This window comes from Rosistilla oblonga, from assembly GCF_007751715.1.
In the GTDB taxonomy this organism is placed as follows: domain Bacteria; phylum Planctomycetota; class Planctomycetia; order Pirellulales; family Pirellulaceae; genus Rosistilla; species Rosistilla oblonga.
Window position 1 is genome coordinate 1,105,327 of the sequence record NZ_CP036292.1, and the last position, 22,190, is coordinate 1,127,516.

Consider the following 22,190-nt stretch of genomic DNA (forward strand, 5'->3'; position numbering starts at 1 on the left):
AACCCAACGTCGACTGCCGAGATCGGTTGAAGATCTCGGCAGCGCAAGTGACCCTAAATGTCTGAACCTGCATCGGAAAGTCATACGCGACTTTCGTGATGCCTGGGCAGCAGCCCAGGCCGGAGATTCATGCTGCGGCGCTACTTCGAAGATTCAGCCGTCTCATACAACCAGGTCACTGGGAAACGAGTGATCTGGAAAGAATTCAACTTGGGGAATTCACAGTGCCCAAGCACCACGTGATCACCCACAAATTCCATGGCTGTGTAACAGTACCATCCGTCGGGATCGGTGCCGATATTCTTGACGTTCTTCCAAGTCGCACCGTCGTCGCTGGAGATCGCTGCGGTGAATGGTCGACGACCGGTCGGTTTGATTTTTGCCAGCGGATCGTCTCCGTTGTTCCAAACCAGCAACAGGTCGCCTGTCGAAGGAATGCGTTCGATGGTTGCAGGAGACGCCGACGGTTGCGGGATATTGGATTTTTCCAATGGAGTCCATGTTTCGCCGCCATCGGACGAATAGGTCACTAGTTGGCAATCTCGGCTGCGGCAGAACATCATGATTCGGCCATCTTTGAGTTCGACGACTCCAGGTTCCTGAGCCAGCAGTTTGGATTCCAATGTGCTTTTAGAAGTCCGCCAAGTCTTCCCCAGATCGTCCGACAGATAACAATGAATCTGTGCGGAGTTTCGCCATCCGGGCCAGCCGGGTAGATAGTGAGTTGCGACAGGAGCAACCAGACGCCCGCTTTTCAGCTGGATCACGCGATCGTTGTTCAGCACGCGGTAGGCGGGTTCATCCGCTGGAGAAACATGAACGGGCTCCGACCACGTTTTTGCTTCGTCATCACTCGTCTGCATCAAGATCGAATCCAGAAATGGATACTTCGCATTCGCTGGGCTCTTGTACTTTCGGACATAGAACAACGCGATCCGCCCATCCTGCAACCTGAGCAGCGACACCGACATCAAGTTGGCATCGTCTTCGCCGCGTGCGATGGCGGATTCATCATCTTGAGTCCATGTCTTCCCCTCATCGTCCGAATAGCGGGCAACCAGTTCGGCTTCCGCGTGGTCGCTGCGACCGACGAACTTTGTGTAGATCAACATCAGCCTGCCGTCCTTCAGGCGGATGAAGTCTCCTTCGCTGTTTCGATCGTTGCCCGGACGGGGAGAAATTCGCATCGGTTTCTCAACCCCCGCGGCAACTCCCTGCGGCACGGGGGCGTCCGCTTGGGCCAGTAAAGATTCACAGCAGGTAAGCGAGATTGCACTCCAGGCAAACATCGCTACCGACTTCTTAAACAGAACTTGTATTACTCGCATCTCGGTTTTCCAGTTATGAGTTAGGACGTTTTAGTTTCCAAATTAGATAGTCTGTCGTCGTCGGATGTTGAACATCCGCGGCACCGGGGTAGACCAGTTCGCAATCGACGCCCGCTTGTTCGCAGTGCTCTTGCAATTTCACGCCAAAGTTGGCGGTGTGTGTAGGATCTTTTTGCTTCTTGCCCAGTGCTGGGGCAGAGGAGTAGCTGAGATAGACCGGGGGATCATCGGAACTGACCAATGCATAGGGCGAATACTCAGCAATCCACGGCAAGATCGTGTCCCGTTTCGCTAGAAACTCATCGAACGCGGACAACTTCTTTTCCGAGTCACCGCGGAAACCAAACGCATGCCCGCCATAGCGACTGTTGGGAGTCCATTCTTTCATCTGTTTCGGATCCAACGTGGTTTGAGCACCGGTGACGGCGGCACACCACAACCGAGTCGATTCGCGCGCGACGGGATCCTTGCTGTCGGGGTCCGCCATGTCGGGGTGAAACGCTAACCATAGACTCGAGCACGCGCCGGCGGATCCCCCCGATGCACCGATCCGCTGTTTGTCGAGATTCCAATCGGCAGCCTTGCTGCGGACGAACTGCAACGCGCGAGCGACGTCCTCAAGCGGCCCTTTCACCGGTGGCACCACGCCATCGGCAGTCGCTTCTCCGATAAATCGATACTCCACCGAGACGACCGAAATGCCTTCTTTCAGCATGGTTGGCAACATCCCCGACAATCCGCTTAAGCGTCCACCGTTTGTCCATCCGCCGCCATGGATGAAAAACAAAACGGGAGACGGTTTGTCCGATTCGGCTTGCCAGAAATGGAGCACCTGTTTTAGATGCGGGCCATAGGAGACGTCGTACTGCGTCGGCTGAGGCAGAGGGCGGTGCGATGCCAGGATTTTTTTACTCTCTTGCTCGCCAATCTCGCGAACGAAAATGTTACGCCAGCGAATCTCGCCGCCGTGCGTTTGCAACATGATCGGCCCCTTGGCGGGCAATGGTTGCGAGCGATCCCAGAAGTTCTCCATCACCGCGCCTTGGACCACGGCTCGCGAGTTGAGCCAGACCCAAGTTCGGTCGCCGACTTGGCGAATCCGCAGATGGTTCCATTGGCCAAACGGTTTGTCGGCACGCATGATCGGATCGCGTCCCAAGGTGCCCGGCGTGTTGTTGAACAATCCGCCCGAACCTTGATGAGGTTTTCGGTCCGGTCGCTTCAAGTTGTAGGGTTGGTTCCAATCCCAAATCTGAACTTGCGGCGTGCCTCGCAAATAGATGCCGCTATCGGCTTTCGGGACTGTTTTGTACTCGAGCTGCAAATCGATGTTGCCAAACTCTTCTTCGGTCGTTGCGTAAGGGCCGTGACCGTCGTTCACCAATTCGCCGTTTTCAACGGTCCAGTGCTCGGGGAACTCAGCCCGCTGCTTGCGTAGATTTTCGGCCTTCTTGTCGCCGGTCAGCTTCACCGATGCGTGTGGATTCCACCCGTACCATCCCGTTAGATCTTCACCGTTCAAGATCGCCCGGTAGCCCTTGGGTGGCTTGGGTTCCACTGCGTCGCTAGGTTGTGCAACCGACAGACAGATCAAGGCAGTCAACGAAGGTGCCAAGGATTTCAAAACATGCAGCATCATACGCTTCCAAGGTGGGATAGGATTCGAGTTCGTAGTCGGAGTTGCGGGGCTGTTCAGTTTATTTAACGAGATACCAATCGGTACGCGTTAGCGCCAGGCTAACTGGAGAACCAGACGCTAACGCGTGTCGGCTGATTGTCGCTGACACAAAAACTGACTAGCCGTGGCGGGAGTTGGCATTCTCCAAACGCAAGGCGGGCCCATCAATATAGTCCCTCGCATGCTCGGAAGACACATCCGTTTCGGTCATTGCTGTTTTTGGTCAATCCAGGGACCAACGAAACACTGGAAGATTGAAACTTGAGGGTTGTTGAATGCATTCATGCCCGACACAATCGTAGTTGTCGCCGCGGCTGAGTCGAACGAAAGCAAAGGCGGCGCCCTCCCCTTCTCCCGCCAAACCGTCACATCTGACGAGGACAATCGATGACTTCATTGCCCCACCGCGTCGTGTTTCGAATCCTGTTTTCCCTTGTTGCGACTGGCAGCCTGAACGCCTCGGCGTTGCTTGCACAGGAAGCGGCAGTGCGTTGGTGGGAACCGTATACCGATGCCAGCGGCCCGGAAGTCATTGGGCTTTGGAAGTTTGATGGTGACGCGGCTTCGTTCACAAGCGACTCGTCGTCTCACAAACACGCGGCGACTCTGCGAGGCGCGAAGCAGAGTTCTGATGGCCGCTTTGATGGCTGCTTGGAAACGTCAGCCGGCTACCCGGTCGAAGATAAAAGTCACAGCCTGCATGTTGCGAAGTCGCCGGTGCTGTCGCCCAGCGGAGCGTTCACCGTAGAGATGTGGTTGCGAGCGAAAGAGGGTGAAGAGTTTCCCGCAAAATACGCTGCCGTTCTGCTGGACATGAAATACGTGCCGGACAATCACACGGGGTTCATGTTCTCGTTGTCGCCGGGCCGCGCGACCGGAACACGATTGCTGCATCTGGAAATCGGCGGCGGCCAAGATTCGACGCATTGGTATTCGTTGCCGTTTCCGATGGAAGCGGGAGACTGGCGGCATGTTGCGTTCACGTACGATGGTATTGGCACCGCGGAGTTTTTTGTCGATGGCTCAACCGTCGGTCGATCAACAAATGCAACCGCCGGGCCAATGGCCGCCGCGATTCGTCCGTTGTCGATTGGCGACCGGATCGGTTCGCTGTATCGCGGCTTCCCCGGGTTCATCGACGAAGTGCGGATCACGTCGGGCGTGCGGGAGTTTCAGCCAGTCGGTTTTGTTCCCGAGACCGAGCGATTCGTGTTCCAACGCATGTCGGAGAACGCGTTCCTGACGGCGCAGTTGACCAACCGGACTGGCGAATCGTTGTCCGGTGCGATCGTCACGGCGCTGCTGCCCGACGGCTCGACGCAGCGGGTGAACGTGCCGGACCTTGGCGACGGAGCGTCGCATCAGTTGAAGCTGAAGATCGACACGGCATTGAAGCCGGGCGAGTACTTTGTGGAACTTTCGGCGACGGTGCCGAACTGGGGTGGTACCGATGCCGGTTATCAATCGACATCGCGAATTCCCGTCGTGATCGTGAAACGACCGCTGCCGGATCGGATGCCGGTCGTGATGTGGGGTGTTGGTGGAACGGATGGAGTTGTTAAAGAGATACCACGTTTGAAGCAGATCGGATTCACGCATTGCCTGGGGTTGCGATCGGAGTTCCAACGGATCTGGGACGGCGGTGCCGACGCGATCCCCGACTCTGCCGAAGATATTCGCGAAGGTCGCAACATGCTGAACGCGGCACTCGAAAACGATCTGCAAATCGTGGCGTCGCTCTCGCCAGGTCGATGGCTGAGGACTGCGGCCGTGGGTAAATCGTTTCGTCGCATCGATCGCAACGGAGACAACTACGACCGTCAAGACATTAGCGGATTGTTTCCGGCGGTGCAGGATTTTGCGTTCAACAGCGGAGCTGCGATGGGGCGTGCTTACGGCGATCATCCGGCGTTCAGTTCTGCTCTGCTGCACACCGAGGTGCGAGGCGAAACACAGGTTTCGTTTCTGCCGATAGAAATCGAAGCGTACCGAAAAGCAACGGGCAAAGAAATTCCCGCGGAAGTTACGATCAAAAATGGCGTTCAGTGGCAGAAGCTCGCCGACTTTCCGAAGAATCGAGTGATCGCTGACGACCATCCCATCCTGCAATATCTGACCTGGTTTTGGAAGACGGGCGACGGCTGGAATGAACTGAACACGCAGCTGCATGAGGGACTGAAGCAGCACACCCACGAGGACTTCTGGAGTTTCTATGATCCGGCGGTTCGTGCGCCAAGCATCGGCGGCAGTGGCGGCCGAGCCAATGTGCTGTCGCACTGGACGTACAGTTATCCCGATCCGATCCGCATCGGTTTGTGTACCGATGAGTTGTTTGAACTGGCTCGCGCCAACGGCCACGATCAGGATGTGATGAAGATGACCCAGTTGATCTGGTATCGGTCACAGACTGCCCCGAAGAAAAAGGCAACCGATGTCGCCGCGTCGCCGTGGGTCGATCAGGATCCCGATGCGGATTACATCAGCATCGCACCGATGCATCTGCGAGAAGCCTTCTGGTGGAAACTTTCGCGACCGATTACGGGAATCATGTATCACGGTTGGCAATCGCTTGTTGAAACCGAATCGCCTGGCGCGTACCGCTACACAAATCCGAACACGCAACACGAACTTCAACGATTGATTCATGACGTCGTGCAGCCATTGGGCCCGACGTTGATGCAGATTCCCGATCCACCGTCGGACGTGGTCTTCCTGGAGAGCTTCACCTCGCAAATGTTTGCTCGCCGAGGAACCTACGGTTGGAATCGTTCGTGGGCCGGCGACATGTATCACATCCTGATGTACGCGCAATTGCAGCCGCGAGTCCTCTACGAAGAATCGCTGTTGTCGGGCGGACTCAAGGGAGCGAAAGTCCTGGTCATGGCCGATTGCGATGTGTTGACCGAATCGGTCGTGCGCTCGATTCAGGAGTTTCAAAGCAATGGTGGATTGGTTGTCGGCGATGGCGAAGTCTGTCCGGCGATTAAGCCCGATCTGGTGATTCCTCGATTTGCGCGAACCAAGCAGGCGGACAAAGACCGCATCGCGTTGCAGGACGCTGTGAAGCGATTGCGGACATGGCTCGATCCGCAGTATTCGCGTGCTGTCGATTCGTCGAATCCCGACGTTGTCACTCGGCGTCGCGTTTTCGGCTCGACCGACTACGTCTTTGCTGTCAACGATCATCGCGAATTTGGGACCTACGTCGGCGGCTATGGAATGGTCATGGAAGACGGACTCCCTTCCGAAACGACGCTCCACATCGATCGTAAATCCGGATACGTATACGATCTCGTCGCGGGGCGGGAGATCGACACGGATCGCGTCGATGGTTCGATCGACGTTCCGATGCAACTTGGTCCTTGTCAGGGACGTGTGCTGATGGTGACTCAGCGTCCGATCCGCGAGCTGACGGTCACCGCGCCAAAAGAGTCGGCTCCTTCACAATCGATAACGATCGATGTCGCCGTCACCGACGGGAGCCAGCCGGTCGACGCTGTGGTGCCGGTGGAGGTTGAGATCATTTCACCCGAAGGACGCCGTGCAGAATTCAGCGGTCATTATGCTGCCAAAGCTGGCAAATTGACGATTCGTTTCGACTTCGCTGCCAACGACCGACTCCGCGTTTGGGAAGTGCAAGCGAAAGAATTGGCATCCGGGAAATCCGCGACCGCATACGTGCGATTGACTGAATCGGGCGAATGATAGAGAGCTGGCCTGATGCAGTTTCGTTTAACCGCGTGCCCCACGGGCCGCGCGTTTTTCAGACCGACGCGCGGGGCGTTGCCACCGCGGTTAAACGATTTGTGCAGGCGGAGCTGCTATCGGCAGAGACCGCGACTTACTTGCGTTCGATCAGCTTCTTCATGTCGTCGGTGATCGGCATGACTTCGAAGTCCTTGAAGTACATTTCGCAATCGGTGCCACCGTGCATCTGAAGTCCCAACTTGCCGGTCTTCTCAGACGCTTCGTCGATGAAATCCGAAGTGCAGAATCCGTTCAACGTCTGGACCAAGCGGTCGCCAAACGCAGCGGTGCAGGTCGTGTTCCACTGGTCGTCTTTGTTGCGAACCTTTTCGATGAACTCATCGTTTGTAGCGACCCAGCCGCGTCCCGGAATCATCTTGCCGTCGACGATGCCTGCGGTGTGCCAGAGAGCGGAGTCTTTGCTGTTGTTGGCAATTTCATTTTGGAATCCGCGTAGGACCCACGGGGCGCTCGTCTCCTCGGCGCGGAAATAGAGGGCGCTGTTGCCGCCGTGCATCCGGTAGGTGACGCGAGCAATGAAGTTGTCGTAGTTCTTGTTGGAGATCACGAGCCCGTCCTTGCCTTGGCTCTTGGAGTGGACGCCGTGCAAAACACCCTCTTCGGTGAACGACCATTCTTCGGGAAGAACGAACTTGGCGTCCGCAAGCTGATATTTGCCGTCGTCGGATTGGACGAAAAACGGTTCCCACTGGCTCTGTCCCAGATCCTTCACGCGGATATTTTTCCAAGCGACCGAGCCAGCCTTGCCGGAGTGAATCTGCAGTCCGAAAAAGCCCTTCATCGAAAAACTGTCGAACATGTCGACGACAAGCTTGCCGTTCAACCAAGTCTTGATCGATGGTCCAACGCACTGAATTTCCAGATGGTTCCATTCATCTTTCTTGTAGCTCGCTTGAGCTGCGGCGAGACGATCTTCGGGCGTGTAGGCATCGAGCCAGATGATGCCGTGCTTGTGGCCGCGCCGTCCTTCGTCATAGATGCGCCCCGTCGTGTTACCACCGGTGCTGATTTCGTACTGATATCCGTAGACACGCTCGCGATCCCCTTCCTCGCGTGCGGCGGAGCGGAATTGGACCCCGGAATTTCCGGCTTCGATGACTTTGTATTGCAGCTTCAAGATGAAGTTGCCAAATTCTTTTTCCGAGCACAGGAACGTATTGCCCGGCGTATTGGGCACACATTTCCCGACGATCGCTCCGTTCTCGACGTGGTATTCAGCCGACCCGCCACGCTTGACCCAGCCGGTCATGTCGGTGCCGTTGAAGAGGGAGGTGTAGCCCTGTTCGACATCAGCCGCCGACACGGTCATACCGCAGGGCATCAACAGCCCGATCGCCATCGCGGCTACAAAAAATCTTCTCATCGTTGTCTCTCCTGGGGGTGGTATCAGTGAATGCTGAGCCGCTTTTCAGCCCAACAGGTTTTCGGCTCGCAAAAGAACGCGCCAAATGTCGCAGACAATATATCTGGTGCGCGACAGATTCGCCTCTATGCATTTGCGGAGTTAGCCTCCAAGGCCTGACTGATTGTCGTCGCGTCGTTCCCTCCGTGAAGCACTCTGGAGCCTCGTCCACTGCCTACGGCGTGATCAGTGTGACCTTCGGAAAGTACGTCTGATAACGGGCTACGTCTCTTGTCACCAGCGTTAGCCCGCTGAACTCTGCGTGCGCACCGATATAAAAATCGGGTAGCGGCGACGTTCGCGTGCCATGACTGCGGCGATATTTGATAAATGCTGACGCTGCCAGCCAGCCTGCTTCAAACGGAAGAGCGATTCGCTGAAATAGCGTCGGATCAAGCCACCGGTCGAGATCGGATTGAGAAGCAAATGCTGGGGCGATCTCGGCATAAATCAGCGGATTGATCAACACCGGACCAACACTTGACGCGGCTTGAAACTGACGCTGTGACCAAGCTAGCCAATTTGCATCCGCAGTCGCAATGTCGAGCAACACGTTCGAGTCGAAAAGTAGACCGCTCATTCATCGCCACGCGTCAAAGCCATCAGTTCTGCGGTCGTAATCCCCGGCTTCGCAGCGCCAACCGATCGCTTGAGCCATTGGTCTACAGGCGTCGGCGATTGCTGCGTAGATCGAAATGCTTCGAGCCAACGAGCAAGCTCTTCAATCTGCGACGGTGGCAGGTGCGAAATCGCTTTTTCAATCTCATTTATCGTGGTCATCGAAAATCAATTCACTCGAGAAGCACCGAAACAGTTAATCAGTGTGGCTGCGTTTGCAGCGATCGAAGCACCGCCCTCTATCGTAACCTCGAATTCTGTTCGAAGAAACATCCGCGATAGGCTACGATCAATCAAATCGACGGAGCGGTATCGAGGGCCGTTTGTCGAAACTTACTGCAGCCATTTGCTTAGATGTTCACGGACAAATGCGTCGTCGTTCAGATGGGGATAGGCGGCGAGGACTCGGTCGATCTCTTCCGACTGGCCGGGCGAGAGAACTTCGTTGGGGTCCAAGCACCAGGTCCCCGGCAGCAGGCCTTGGCGACGCAGTACCTCATGAATTCCAGGGATGCAGCCGGCGAAGTTGTTTGCGGCATCGAAGAAGGCTGCGTTGCAATCGGTGACTTCGATGTTGCGGCTCAACAATTCCGAGGGGATGTCGTCATCGCCGCGGTCGATCATCCGATGGATTTCGTCGAGCAGGCTGGTGGCCGCGCGAGTCCATACGCACCAATGTCCAAGCAGTCCGCCACGGATCCGAACCGACTTCACGCCTCGTTCGGTGACCATCCGGTACGGTGTGATCAGGTCGGCGATGATGTTGTCGTCGTTGCCGGTGTAGAGTGTGATCGCATCCTCGCGACCGGCATCGCAAACCGCCCGAACGACATCAAGTGTTTGGTAGCGGTTGAAGGGAGCCAGCTTGATCGCGATGACGTTTTCGATCTCGGCAAACTCACGCCAGAAGCGATACGGCAACACGCGGCCACCCACGGCGGGCTGTAAATAAAAGCCGATCACCGGCATGATTTCGGCGACTTCACGGCAATGATCTAACAAGTCGTCGATGCTGCTTTCGGCAAGTGCCGCCAAGCTCAACAGACAGGCGTGATACCGCTGCGATACGGCGAACTGGGCTTCGGCGACTGCTTGCGGCGTCTCCCCGCAAACTCCCGCGACTTTAAACAGTTCGCGTCCCTGATCGCCCGCGTATTGGTCGATGACTTCCGACGCCAGGCTCAGCACCGGTTTGAATAATCCAATCGACGGATCGCGGATTGCAAACTGTGTCGAATGGACGCCAACGGCGATGCCGCCGGCCCCCGCGTCGATGTAGTACCGCGTTAGAGCGGTTTGGCAGCGGGGAGCGAATTTTCGTTGGGCGTCCAATGCCAGAGGCTGAGCCGGGATGACGGTTCCTCGGCGTACGTTCTCGCGGACGGCGGCGGGTAGGTCTTGGATCTTCATCGAATCAATACGCTCCGTCGCTGATTTCAAAGTGTGTTGGTTTGCCCAGCGAGCGGCCGCCGGTCTTGATCCAATGTGCCTGCCAACGGATCAGTTGCTCGGCGGCGACCGATGGCGGGCCAAACAGCTTCGTCGCTTGATTACTATCGCTCAGATAACAACCATCGCCCGGCGTGGATGTGAATTGAACAGGTTTCTCGAGCAGCTCGCCAAACTGCCTCGCAACCGCTTCGGTCTCAAGCGTTTCGGGGCCGGTGACATTCAGAATGTTGGCTGGCGACGAACAGCGCCCCAGGCAGAGCAACGCTTGCCGATTCGCATCCCCCTGCCAAATCACATTAAATGCTTCCGCCGAGTTATCGACTGGTTGCCCGTGCCAGATCTTCGTAGCGATGTCGTGCAACACTCCGTAGCGAAGGTCGATCGCGTAATTCAGCCGATACAGACAAACCGGCGTTCCCCAGCGGTTGCTGCCGTATTCGAACATCCGTTCGCGGCCCAGACACGACTGAGCGTATTCGCCGATCGGATCGGGGGGCGTCGTCTCGTCGGGTTGGCTGTCGACGCGAGCCAGCGGGTAAACGCAGCCAGTTGAAAAGGCGACGATCCTGGAATCGCGAAAATGATCGGCGACGTTTGCCGGGACCAACGTGTTCATTGCCCAAGTCAGCGGTTCCTCGCCGCCGGTTCCAAACTTGCGGCCTGCCATGAATAGGACGTTAGGCGATTGAGGGAGCTTTGCCACAGCGGTTCGGTCGAGCAAATCGCACTGGATCGTCCGGACACCTGCGGCTTCCAAACGACCGCGGGCGTCGGCGTCGGAAAACCTCGCGACCCCGTAGACGTTCTTTTCAACGCCCGCCTTCTCGATCGCCGCGACAGCCAACTGCCCGAGACTAACTCCCATCTTCCCGGCGATCCCCAGGATGATCAGGTCCCCTTCCAGTTGACGCATGAAATCGATCAACCGATCGTCGGGCTGAGCAAGCATCGCGTCGAGTTGTGCTTCGGATTCGATGAGGTCAGGCAAGGTGAGAGCCTCTCTGTAATTGAATATTCAAGCGCTCGCGGGGGAAGGGAGCGATCGACGGGAAGGGACCAGCGGCCGGATTGCGATCAAGCAAGTTATCCAACATTTTAACGGTCTTCGATCTCGTCCGTTAGTGGAAGCATCGCTTCCCAGCCGCGAATGCGGCGATCGCATAAAGCCTGCGGTGCAAACCGCAGGGGCACAATTCCCAATCGATCCCAAGCCCCGGCGAGGGCGACAGCAATCGGGTCTGACGCCCCTGTCCGGGGCTCGTGTGAATCGTCTTCATCCCGGACCTGCGGCTCGCGCCGCAGGCTTTATGCGGCCGCCGCCACCGCGGCTTCGTTCCGGTCGGATTGCAGCGGGCGTATTGCCCAGGCCTTAACCAGCCCGACGCTAAATCTGAAGGCGGCGTAAGTCGCCGGAATCCGGTTAGCCTTCCAACCTGCCACGGTAGGTCTTGTTGGATGCGGTACAATTTGAAATGATCGACTGTACCACGGGGAGTTAAAACCATGCCTGCGACAATCTCGAAGCCAATCCAACAGCGTTTTCAGTCGCTACGTGACGACTGGAAATCGAAGACTCGCCATTTGTCCAACACCGGGCAGATATCGTTGGTGTTTTCTTATCAGAGCATCATTGGAATGGGACCTGCCGCGGTGCCGCTGATCTTGGCGGAGTTGCAGCAAGAACCCGATCACTGGTTTTGGGCGTTGGAAGCGATCACTGCCGAAAACCCCGTCCGCGAAGAAGATGCCGGCAATATGCAGGCATCTACTGAGGCTTGGCTGCAATGGGGCAGAGAAAATGGTTTTCTCGAGCGATGAATCTGTTTGATTTGTTCCCCAATCTGACAGCTGACAATCACGAGGTCACCAGTCAGAAGACGATCAAATACAACTGCATTGCCTGGGCAGCACGCAATGTCGATCGTTGGTGGCAACCGGGAGTATTCTGGCCGATCCAGTCGTCACGCGAAGACATTGGTATCGGGAATCTCGTTGCAGCATTCAAGGCACTTGGATACGAAGAATGCGATGACGGCACGCTCGACGATGGATTCGAAAAACTGGCGATCTACGGATCGGGGTTGATGTATACTCACGCGGCACGCCAGCTACCCGACGGAAGATGGACCAGCAAGCTTGGGCAGCTCGAAGATATCACACACTGGACGACCGAAGCAATCGAAGGTGGCGACTACGGCGAGGTGGTTCAGTTCATGAAACGTCCGACCTAACAATTCTTGAGTTCTAATGAAAGAACCGGTTCTCGTTCAATAAAGTTCTCTGTTCCAGTCGCGGTTTGGGATGAAAGAATCCTAGAACTCAATTCGTAAATCGAGTCCGTGCACCGTCACTCAAGCCGGGGTTTGTTCTCCCGCTATCGACATCTCATCCAGCCCTATTGAAAAGCATCCGCCTGCGGATCGCCGCTGGATCTTAGGTAGGCGATGAGGTCGAGTATCTCGTCGAGCGTTAGCACGTTCATCAGCCCCGACGGCATCGGCGAGAGGCCGCTTGGCGTTGTCTGTTCGATCTCCGCGCGTTTTAGCGGGACCGTTTCAGCACGCATCGAATCGGTCTGGACGGTGATCATCGTGGCGGAGACACCGATCGGTCGGCCCGTGACCAGCTCGCCACTGTCCAACAAGTAGCTGCTTAAACGATATTTTTCGTCGATCACCTTCGACGGCTGAACGATCGATTCTAGGAGCGCCCGTTCGTCGAAGCGGCTTCCGACGTGAGTTAGGTCCGGTCCCGTTGAGCTTCCCTGTTCGCTCACGCGGTGGCACTTCACGCACTGCGCTTTGGCCAACGCGGTGCGGCCTTGTTCCCACGACCGACCGTGACGCGCCCGCGGCAGTTCGGCTTCTAGTTCTTCCCACGTCCATTGTTTGACAAACGAGGCGGAAGGCGATTCGTGTTCGCTCGAGCCATCAACCGCTGTTGCCAGCATCTCCAAGCGTGGTTTCAGATGTTCCTTCTCCGCTTCAGTCAATGTAGCGATCGCATCTTCCTGGATATTTTGCAGCGACGCGCTCAACAGCTTCCCTCCCTGGAATCGGCGAGCTGCCAACAGCGAATCAAAAAACGCCTCACGCGTTTCGTTCGTCCAGCCCTCGGAGAGACGAGCCAATCGCTGCGAATAATAGATCATGTCTTCCTGCCCGATCGCGGTGCGGATCAATTCAACCGTCCGCGGGACCACGTCGGGTGCCTGCAAGTAGATCAGCAGACTGCATAACTCACGATTCACGTAACCGCTTGTCTGTGGATACAAAGGGCTGAGTTGCGATAGCGATTCCGTACGGTCTGATTCCGAAGGCTCTCCCTGGCGAATGAAGCTCAATTGCCAAACCCGCAGCGCATCCAGCAGATCTTCACGGCCCAACGTCGCCAGCGGCAGTCGCCCCAGCGCCGTCAATAGCTGGGACTGATCCTCCGCACGCCCTCGGTGTGCCAACGCCAACAGCGCGGCAATCGACGCTTTCGGTTGCGATTCGTTCAACGCTCGCTCGCGCCACAGCTCTAGGTCCTGGCGTTCGATGGCCAGCCGCGCAGCAAATCGCAGCCAGCGATCGTCGCTGTTCAGGTGAGGCCAGATGAAGTCGATCGCCTTGGCGTCGGCATCGCTCCGCGTGTGCCATTGTTCCAATTGATGTCGCACCTGCCGGGCTGCAGCCGATGCCTGTGCTTGATCGGTTTGTTCGGCGTCGAGCGATGGTGCCGCGACTTCCGGGCCTTCGTAGGTCACTCGATACAGTCCCGACTGCGAACCGCGGCCCCCGGTGATGAAGTACATCGCTCCATCGGGGCCGAACGTCAGATCGCAGACGTTTAATGCGCCACCTTCGAGGAACACTTTGTATTGTCCGCCGTAGCTGGCACCGCGAGGTGTCAATTCGACTTGAAAGATGCGACCGTGCTGCCAGTCGCCCATGAACAGCGACTCACGATATTCCGGCGGAAACTGGGACCGCGTGCCAAACTCAAGCCCCGTGGGTGAACCCAGTCCGGTATCGAGCGTAGTGGGCAGGCTGTCGGCGAAATAGTCCGGCCATTTGCCCGTTCCCCATCGCCAGCCGTATTCGCCGCCGGAGACGACGTGATTCAACCGAGTCGGGCGGTACCATGGCAGGCCGACATCCCATTCCATATCCGCGTCGTATGTGAACATTTCGCCGGCCGCGTTGAAGGCGACATCAAACTGGTTGCGGAAACCTCCGGCGACAATCTCCCAGTTCTTGCCTTCGGGATCGGTCTTCGCAACGTACCCCACGCGAATGTCTTCCACTGTGTCGCGAGGTTCGGGCAGCAGGTGGTCGTCCTCAGGATCTCGGTAAGGCGAGTCGGCGGCAAAGCCCTCCGGGAACGCCACGTCGTTGCCGTTGACAACGTACAGCATGTTGTCGGGGCCCAGCACAATTTGATTGGGCCCGTGCCCGTAACGACTCTGGTAATCGAACGGCATCAGCTCCTGGACCGAATCAAACTGGTCATCCCCGTTGGTGTCGCGCAGCCGGTAGAACCCGCTGTTGTTTGTCGCGCACACATACAGGCTGTCGTGTGCCCAGAGGATCCCGCGGCAATGCTTAAGCGTGTTTTCGATCACTTCGAATTGGTCGACTTGCCCACGATCATCGCTCAACGTCAACCTGACCACGCCTCGTTTGTCGCGTCCCAGAATCACTCGGCCTCGATCGTCGAACGTCATGCTGACCCACGATCCTTCCCCCGTTTCCGCTGACCGCAGCAATTGAGCGCGGAACCCGGCGGGCAACGCGATCGAATCGACCGGAGTCGCCTGACCACCGCCGGGAAGATCGTCATCGCCATACGCGGACGCGCCGACGCAGCTGATCATCAGCAACAGACACGTCGCTCGCGCAACGCCATGGATTCGTGAAAGGTGTTCAAAAACTAGGCGTCGAGTTTTCAAAGGAACGTTCCCTGATGAAAGTGGTTAACGGCGAGAATCAAACGCAACATGACGTCTGACGGGGCAGCTTCCGTCGCGGGCAAGGGCTTCGACAGCTTGGTGAATTGCCAGTCGATCTAGCGAATCCGGCGACGGTGCACTGGGGGGAGCCACAATACTACCCCCCAGCACTGCTCACTTCAAAGCTTTTGGACCGAAGCAGCCGAAACAAAACCGAGATCATTGAAATCGATCCGAGTTGCCGGCACCCACCGCGAGGTTTGTGCATTGCCAGGTTGCAACGATGCTGAGAGTCAGAGACAGGAGGGCCGACGGGGGACTTGAGCCAGCGTCAACGTGGAACTTCAAGCCGCGGAGGCGGCGATCGCATAAAGCCTGCGGCGCGAGCCGCAGGATTGCGATTCGCAAAACAACACAAAGCCCCTGGCGGGGGCGACCGTTTTTGCGATCTGTCGTCGCTACACGCGGCCATCGTTCGTCCCCGACGTGCGGCTCGCGCCGCAGGCTTTATGCGGCCGCCGCTACCGCGGCTTCAAAATGCTCGGGCAGGCGGAAGGCCGGTGCTCCACTAAAACAGATTCATCTGCTGCGGCCCGGCGTTGGGGTTCTGGAAACGCGAGCTATCGACTTGAGGTAGCGGTTTATCCAAGCCATGTTTTTTTGCGAACAGCTGAAACATTTGTTTGATCTGTTCAGCGATTGGTCCCGAGCCACGCATGCGTTGATTCCACTGCGAATCGTACATCGAACCGTCGCGTGTCTGGCGGACGCGGGCTTCGATCAATTCCTGCTTCTCGGGCTGCGTTCGTTGCAACCATTCGCGAAACACAGGTTCGACCGTCAGTGGCAGTCGCAGCAGTATAAAGTTTGCCGTCGCGGCTCCCGCCTGTCGCGCTTGATCGAGGATCGCGGGGATCTCCGAATCGTTCAGGCCAGGGATTACCGGAGCGACCATCACGCCAACCGGCACGCCCGCTTCGGCGAGCATTCGCACTGCCCTCAGCCGCGCCGTGGGGATGCTGGTCCGCGGCTCCATCGCCCGGGCCAGTTCCGGCTGCAGCGTTGTGATCGACAGATAAACGTGGACCAAATTCTGAGCGGCCAATAACTGCAGCAGATCCAGGTCGCGGACGACCAACGCATTTTTGCTCACGATCCCAACGGGTTGCTGGTATCGCAAGGCAACCTCCAGACATTGGCGAGTCAATCGGAACTGTCGCTCCGCCGGCTGATAACAATCGGTCACACCGGAAAAACTGATGGTCTCCGGCTGGTACGACTTGCGATTCAAGAACGTCTCCAGCAACTGCGGTGCTTTGTGCTTGACCATGATCTTGGTCTCAAAGTCGAGCCCCGCGTTGAAACCAAGAAACTCGTGCGTGTTCCGGGCATAACAATAAGAACAACCGTGGACGCAGCCACGATAGGGATTGACGCTGTAGCGGAACGGAATGTCGGGCGATTTATTCTCCGACACAATCGACTTCGAATCGTCCGGCAGATATTCGATCTCCCGTCGGTCGTGCGAGGCGAGATGTTCCTGGTCCCACTGCAACTGCTCAAGATCCAACTCGCGACGAATCGACTCGAAGCGATTGGGCGGGTCGAGCTCGGATCCGTGTCGCATCGGCTGCATCGTCGAGGGGAAGAGGATAAGTTTGTTGACCGATGCAGTCTAACAGCCCTAGGCAAACACCGCGATCCGCAGTTCCTGGGCAAAGCAAAACGGACGCTAAAGCGAGTCGGCTGGTACTTCTTACTCGTAGCACTGATTAGTCCCGAGGGCCTCCAGCGTTGAGCCGCCCAAACATCTGGTGGAGATTCTTGCTACAATCGGCGGATCCCACCGAGGCGGCGGTTTGCAAGCGAGAACGAAGCAGTCAGTCCCAGCGAAGGTGTCCCACCATGTCGACTCTATCGACGCGATTCTTATTGTGTTGCATCGTCCCGTTTGCGGCTGCGTTCAGCGAACGCCCGGCCTGCGCTGTCGACTATCTCACCGACATCAAACCACTGCTGGAAGAGAAGTGTTACGCCTGCCATGGGCCGCTGAAAGCGCAAGGCGATCTGCGGCTGGACACTGCCGTGGCGCTGATTGCTGGCGGCGGATCGGGGGCGGCGATCAAGCGGGGCGATCCGGGTGAGAGTTTTTTGATCGATGTGCTTACCGGCGAAGCGGGCTATCAAATGCCGCCGGAAAACGAAGGGGCGGTGATGACGCCCGCGCAGATCGATCTGTTTCGCCAGTGGATCGCCGACGGTGCTCCCTCACCCGCCGATGAAGAACCGGCCGCTGATCCCAAGACCTGGTGGTCGTACCAAGCAATCACTCGGCCGCCGTTGCCCGAGGTCAACGCTCCCAATTGGCCTCTCGGTCCGATCGATCATTTTGTTGCGGCGCGGCGTCAGGCCAACGGCTTGCCTCACGCGCCCCCTGCCGACCGAGCGACTTGGTTGCGGCGAGTTTATCTGGATCTGATCGGACTGCCGCCGACCGTCGAACAGCAGCAGGCGTTCTTGAACGACGACAGCCCGATGGCGTTTGAAGCGGTTGTCGACGAACTGTTGTCGCGTCCCGAATACGGTCAGCGTTGGGGGCGTCACTGGATGGACGTGTGGCGGTACAGCGATTGGTATGGCAGTCGCGGGAGCAATGAGATCCGCTACAGCCAGCGACACATCTGGCGTTGGCGGGATTGGATCGTTGATTCGCTGAACGATAACAAAGGTTATGCGGCGATGGTCCGCGAGATGTTGTCGGGGGACGAACGGATCGATCCGGCCGATCCCACGTCGTTGGTGGCGACTGGATATTTGGGACGCAGTTGGTACAAGTTCGATCGCGATGTCTGGTTGTTCGAAACCGTCGAGCGGACCGGCGAAGCGTTCCTCGGTTTAACGCTCCGCTGCTGCCGCTGCCACGATCATAAATTTGATCCGGTTTCGCACGAGGAGTACTTTCGTTTTCGCAGCTTCTTCGAACCGCACGACGTCCGCACCGATCCGATCTCGGTGCTGACCGAAATGCAAAAGGATGCGTCCCAAGGGATGGTCCCGACCGATGGCATTCCATTGGTCTACGATAAAACCGCCGACACGCCGACCTATCGCTTTGAACGCGGCGACAGCCGTTTCCCAGACAAATCGAAACCGCTGGAGCCGGGCGTGCCGGAGTCCTTGGGCGGATCGGTCGACCTGCAACCGATCGACTTGCCGGCGCTGGCGTGGTATCCGATGCTCCGCCCCGGAGTCCGCGAAACCTTGATCGAAAAAGCGGTATCCGAAGCGGAAATCGCAGCCGTGGCGTTGGCTGATGCTCAGGCGGCGCTGCGTGAAATGCAAGACAAGCCGGCGGCCGAATCGCTCGCTGAGAAAGCTGATGGCGTCGGCGACATGGTGCTGCTTCACGACAACTTCGACGCTCCCAATCCCAAGCTGTGGCTTAGACAAAGCGGCAATTGGAAGGTTGAAGAGGGGAGCTTGTGGCAGACCGATGTCGGCAGCTTTGCCACAATCGTTGCCGACCGCATGTTGCCGTTGGATTTTAAGTTCCGCTTGCGTTATCGAACGCTTGCCGCAGGATCGTTTCGATCGGTTGGGTTGAGTTTCGATTATCAAGACGCTGGCAATTCGCAAGACGTTTACACGAGCGTGAACGATTCGCAGCCCAGCGTGCAAGCGTTTCATCGCGAGGGCGGACAGCAGGCCTATCCGACTGAAGGAATCGTCTACACGCCGTTGAAGGTGGGCGACGAGATCGTGTTGGATGTGACGGTTGCGGGATCGCAATTGACGATCGATATGAACGGGACGCGGAAGTTAGACTGCCAGATGCCGATCGCGCGGCGCAGTGGCAAGTTGGCGTTATGGGTGCATCAGGGGGCGGCTGAGTTCTTAGAACTGGAGGTGACTCGTTTGCCGCCATCGGCCGAAACTTTGGCGCTACAACAACGCGAGGCCAAGCACGCTGTCGATTTGGCGCGGCTGAAGCATCAAGCGGCACAGGCTCACGTCGAATCGACTCGCTTGCGAATCGCGGCGGAAGTAAAGCGGTATCTCGATCCGCAATCGGCCGAGGAACCGGAGGATCTCGATCGCTGGTTGACGGCGGCAGCGGAGGCTGAGGCGCGGTTGAGGGTCTGCGAGGCGGAGGTCGAATTTTTTGAAGCCGTTCCGTCGGCTGAAAAGCTGGAGGCGGCGAAATCGAAGCTGGCGGCGGCTGAAGCAAAACTGAACGATCCGGCCAATCGAGACTACGAACCATTGGGGCCGAAGTTTCCGCGAACCAGTACCGGGCGGCGGAGTGCGTTGGCCGACTGGATCGTCGATCCGCAGAATCCGCGAACCGCACGCGTTGCCGCGAATCATCTGTGGGGGCGGCACTTCGGCCAGCCCTTGGTGGCGACGACCGAAAACTTTGGTCTCAACGGGCGCAAGCCTTCGCATCCGCAACTGCTCGATTGGTTGGCCGACGAGCTTGTGCGGAACGACTGGAAGATGAAACCGCTGCATCGGCAGATCGTCTTGTCGGCGACTTATCGTATGTCGAGCGATCCGCTGCCTGTGGGGAACGACGCGGCGTTGCAGATCGATCCAGAGAACCGGTTGCTGTGGCGGATGAACCCGCGGCGGATGGAAGCGGAGTTGGTTCGCGACAGCACGTTGTTCCTGGCCTCACAAATCGACTTGTCCTTCGGCGGCCCCGAAATTCCAGTTGAACAAGGGGATGAAAGTCGCCGCCGCAGTCTGTATCTCCGCAACACGCCAAACGAGAAGGTGCCGATGCTGGAGGTGTTTGACGTCGCCGATCCGAACGCCTGCTACCGGCGGCAGGAGAGCATCGTGCCGCATCAATCGTTGGCGATGATGAACAGCGGATTGGCGATCGACGCGGCGCGAACGATCGCTCGGCGGTTAGCGGATGCTAGCGATTTCGTCGACGTTGCGTTTGAAACGATCCTCGCTCGGCGACCGACTGCGGCCGAGGCAGACCGTTGCGACGCGTTCCTGCAATCGCATGCGGAGTTGTTGCAGCAAGCGTCGGGAGAAAAGTTTCCCGGTGCCGACACCGCGACAACGCCGCGAGCTGCCGATCCGATACAAGCCGCTCGCGAGAATTTGATCCATGTGTTGATGTTGCACAACGATTTTGTCACGATCCGATAAGGCCGAGCCTGGGACTCACGATGACTTTAAAAACGCAAAACGCCGCGTGTGGCCGGACCGAACGTCGGCAATTCCTGTCCGACTTTGGACTCGGATTCACCGGTCTGGCGCTGGGTGCGATGATGCATCGCGATGCCCAGGGCTCGACAGCTGAAGCTGCGTTGCGCGGGCTGCCGCATTTCGCTCCACGAGCCAAAAGCGTGATTTGGTTCTTCATGAATGGTGGCACCAGCCACTTGGAATCGTTTGATCCGAAGCCGGCTCTGAATCAACATGCGGGGAAGACGATCGATGAATCGCCGCTTGGGCAGGCGATCGTCGATTCGCCTTTCTATCGAAAGAACGTCGTCGATTTTGGCGGCAAGCCGCGGGCGATGATGTCGCAGATCTATCCGATGCAGGTTGGGTATGGGCCGCGTGGGGAGAGTGGGATCGAGGTCAGCGATTGGTGGCCGCACGTGGGCGATTGCATCGACGACATCGCGCTAGTCCGTTCGATGTGGACGACCGACAACGATCACGCGGCTCAGCTGCAATTCCACACCGGCCGACATATCTTTGACGGCTTTTTTCCGTCGATCGGTTCGTGGGTCCATTATGGGCTGGGAAGCTTGAACGATAACCTGCCGCAGTTTGTGGTCATGGGCCAACCGCCCGGAGATTGTTGTGGCGGCGTGGGAGCTCACGATGGCAGCTATCTGGGGCCGCAGCACGCTGGCGTTCAGATGGCCAGCGATCCCAAGCGGCCGCTGGCTTTTGGGACGCCCGGTGCCGGAACGCGGATCTCACAACAACGCGATCAATTGAACCTGTTGGACGATTTGCATCGGATGACCGCCGCCGCACGCCCCGACGATGAAGCGTTGCAGGCCCGCATCAAGGCCTACGAGTTGGCGTTTCGGATGCAGATGTCGGTCCCCGAGATCGTCGATTTGAATCGCGAAACCAAGCAGACTCAGGCGATGTACGGGCTGGATGTTAAGGAGACGCAGCAGGTTGGACGCCATGCGTTGACGGCTCGCCGATTGGTCGAACAGGGAGTCCGGTTTGTGCAGATCTACGATGGTGGCGGTGGAGGCGGTGGTTGGGACGCGCATACGAAATTGAAAGAGAACCACGCCAGAAACTCCGCTCGCGTCGATAAACCGATCGCCGGTCTGTTGAAAGATTTGAAGCAACGCGGTTTGTTGGAAGAGACGTTAGTCGTCTGGGCGACCGAATTTGGCCGGACTCCGGGAGCCGAGAAATCGGACGGCCGCGATCATCATCCCTACGGATTTTCGGTTTGGATGGCGGGGGGCGGATTAAAGGGAGGCATCGCCCATGGAGCGACCGACGAACTGGGCTTCCACGCGGTCGAGGCTCGCCACTACGTGACCGATATCCACGCCACCGTCTTGCATCAACTGGGCCTCGACCCACGACAACTCTCCCTCCCCTCGCAGAAACGACTGGAGATCGACTACGGCAATCCGATCGAAGCGATCATCGCTTGAACGCGTGAACGCGTAGCACGTTGCCCCTCCCCAAATTTCGCTTCGCTGGTTCGATCGTCCCTAGCAAACTTTTTTGGGGGAGGGTGAAGTGGTGGAGGTGTGAAAAGCCGCTGCATTGCACCCTCCGGACGCCAGTCGGGAGGGTCGGTAAACGAGCGTTTAGCGAGTTTGCCGGGGAGGTCTTTTCTGCTGTCCCGCGTGCCGTGAGCTTGCGCGGAATTCCCCTCCCCGAACTTCGCTTCGCTGGTTCGACCCTCCCCAGTAAACTTTGTTTGGGGAGGGTGAAGTGGTGGAGGTGTGAAAAGCCGCTGCATTGCACCCTCCGGACGGCACGGCAGATGGGGACATC

At 57.7% G+C, this 22,190-nt stretch carries 14 protein-coding genes; 5 read left to right on the plus strand and 9 right to left on the minus strand.

Annotated elements, in window-relative coordinates; all coding sequences use genetic code 11:
• Nucleotides 1-140: 140 nt before the first annotated feature.
• Both CA51_RS03925 and CA51_RS26075 read right to left on the minus strand, forming a co-directional pair.
• On the minus strand, nucleotides 141-1,328 hold the full coding sequence (locus CA51_RS03925) for a sialidase family protein (RefSeq protein WP_231745988.1): 1,188 nt from the start codon (nucleotides 1,326-1,328) through the stop codon (nucleotides 141-143).
• A 13-nt stretch (nucleotides 1,329-1,341) separates the two neighbouring features.
• A complete protein-coding gene (locus CA51_RS26075) occupies nucleotides 1,342-2,931 on the minus strand; it encodes a 3-keto-alpha-glucoside-1,2-lyase-like domain-containing protein (RefSeq protein WP_231745989.1) in 1,590 nt (529 codons plus the stop codon).
• 462 nt (nucleotides 2,932-3,393) lie between these two features.
• Here CA51_RS26075 and CA51_RS03935 point away from each other — a divergent pair, with 462 nt between their 5' ends.
• Nucleotides 3,394-6,711: a LamG domain-containing protein gene (locus CA51_RS03935; RefSeq protein ID WP_145117982.1), complete on the plus strand. Its 3,318-nt coding sequence runs from the start codon at nucleotides 3,394-3,396 to the stop codon at nucleotides 6,709-6,711.
• A gap of 136 nt (nucleotides 6,712-6,847) precedes the next feature.
• On the opposite strand, the gene CA51_RS03940 is transcribed toward CA51_RS03935, so the two are convergent.
• The 5 genes from CA51_RS03940 to CA51_RS03960 form a co-directional block, all read right to left on the minus strand.
• A complete protein-coding gene (locus tag CA51_RS03940) occupies nucleotides 6,848-8,137 on the minus strand; it encodes a 3-keto-disaccharide hydrolase (RefSeq protein ID WP_145117984.1) in 1,290 nt (429 codons plus the stop codon).
• A 214-nt stretch (nucleotides 8,138-8,351) separates the two neighbouring features.
• Entirely contained in the window at nucleotides 8,352-8,756 is a 405-nt protein-coding gene (locus CA51_RS03945) for a type II toxin-antitoxin system VapC family toxin (RefSeq protein WP_145117986.1), read from the minus strand.
• Nucleotides 8,753-8,956, minus strand: a complete 204-nt coding sequence (locus CA51_RS03950) for a hypothetical protein (RefSeq protein WP_145117988.1) — start codon at nucleotides 8,954-8,956, stop codon at nucleotides 8,753-8,755. Before CA51_RS03950 ends, CA51_RS03945 begins: the two co-directional genes overlap by 4 nt.
• A 171-nt stretch (nucleotides 8,957-9,127) precedes the next feature.
• Nucleotides 9,128-10,204, minus strand: a complete 1,077-nt coding sequence (locus tag CA51_RS03955; protein ID WP_145117990.1) for a dihydrodipicolinate synthase family protein — start codon at nucleotides 10,202-10,204, stop codon at nucleotides 9,128-9,130.
• 4 nt (nucleotides 10,205-10,208) lie between these two features.
• Nucleotides 10,209-11,234, minus strand: a complete 1,026-nt coding sequence (locus tag CA51_RS03960; protein WP_231745990.1) for an NAD-dependent epimerase/dehydratase family protein — start codon at nucleotides 11,232-11,234, stop codon at nucleotides 10,209-10,211.
• A 515-nt stretch (nucleotides 11,235-11,749) separates the two neighbouring features.
• Here CA51_RS03960 and CA51_RS03965 point away from each other — a divergent pair.
• Together CA51_RS03965 and CA51_RS03970 are read left to right on the plus strand one after the other, a co-directional pair.
• A complete protein-coding gene (locus CA51_RS03965) occupies nucleotides 11,750-12,064 on the plus strand; it encodes a hypothetical protein (protein ID WP_145117992.1) in 315 nt (104 codons plus the stop codon).
• On the plus strand, nucleotides 12,061-12,477 hold the full coding sequence (locus tag CA51_RS03970) for a DUF7689 domain-containing protein (RefSeq protein ID WP_145117994.1): 417 nt from the start codon (nucleotides 12,061-12,063) through the stop codon (nucleotides 12,475-12,477). The genes CA51_RS03965 and CA51_RS03970 overlap by 4 nt, the downstream gene beginning before the upstream one ends.
• Before the next feature lie 164 nt (nucleotides 12,478-12,641).
• Here CA51_RS03970 and CA51_RS03975 read toward each other — a convergent pair whose 3' ends face one another.
• Together CA51_RS03975 and CA51_RS03980 are read right to left on the minus strand one after the other, a co-directional pair.
• Entirely contained in the window at nucleotides 12,642-15,179 is a 2,538-nt protein-coding gene (locus CA51_RS03975) for a DUF7133 domain-containing protein (RefSeq protein WP_145117996.1), read from the minus strand.
• 568 nt (nucleotides 15,180-15,747) lie between these two features.
• Entirely contained in the window at nucleotides 15,748-16,806 is a 1,059-nt protein-coding gene (locus tag CA51_RS03980; RefSeq protein WP_145117998.1) for a PA0069 family radical SAM protein, read from the minus strand.
• Nucleotides 16,807-17,084: 278 nt separating this feature from the next.
• Between CA51_RS03980 and CA51_RS03985 the strand changes: the two genes are divergently transcribed.
• Together CA51_RS03985 and CA51_RS03990 are read left to right on the plus strand one after the other, a co-directional pair.
• Nucleotides 17,085-20,345, plus strand: coding sequence for a PSD1 and planctomycete cytochrome C domain-containing protein (locus CA51_RS03985; protein WP_145118000.1), 3,261 nt, complete (start codon nucleotides 17,085-17,087; stop codon nucleotides 20,343-20,345).
• 20 nt (nucleotides 20,346-20,365) lie between these two features.
• Nucleotides 20,366-21,841 (plus strand): DUF1501 domain-containing protein, encoded by a 1,476-nt coding sequence (locus tag CA51_RS03990; RefSeq protein WP_145118002.1) that lies wholly within the window; start codon nucleotides 20,366-20,368, stop codon nucleotides 21,839-21,841.
• Nucleotides 21,842-22,190 lie beyond the last annotated feature (349 nt).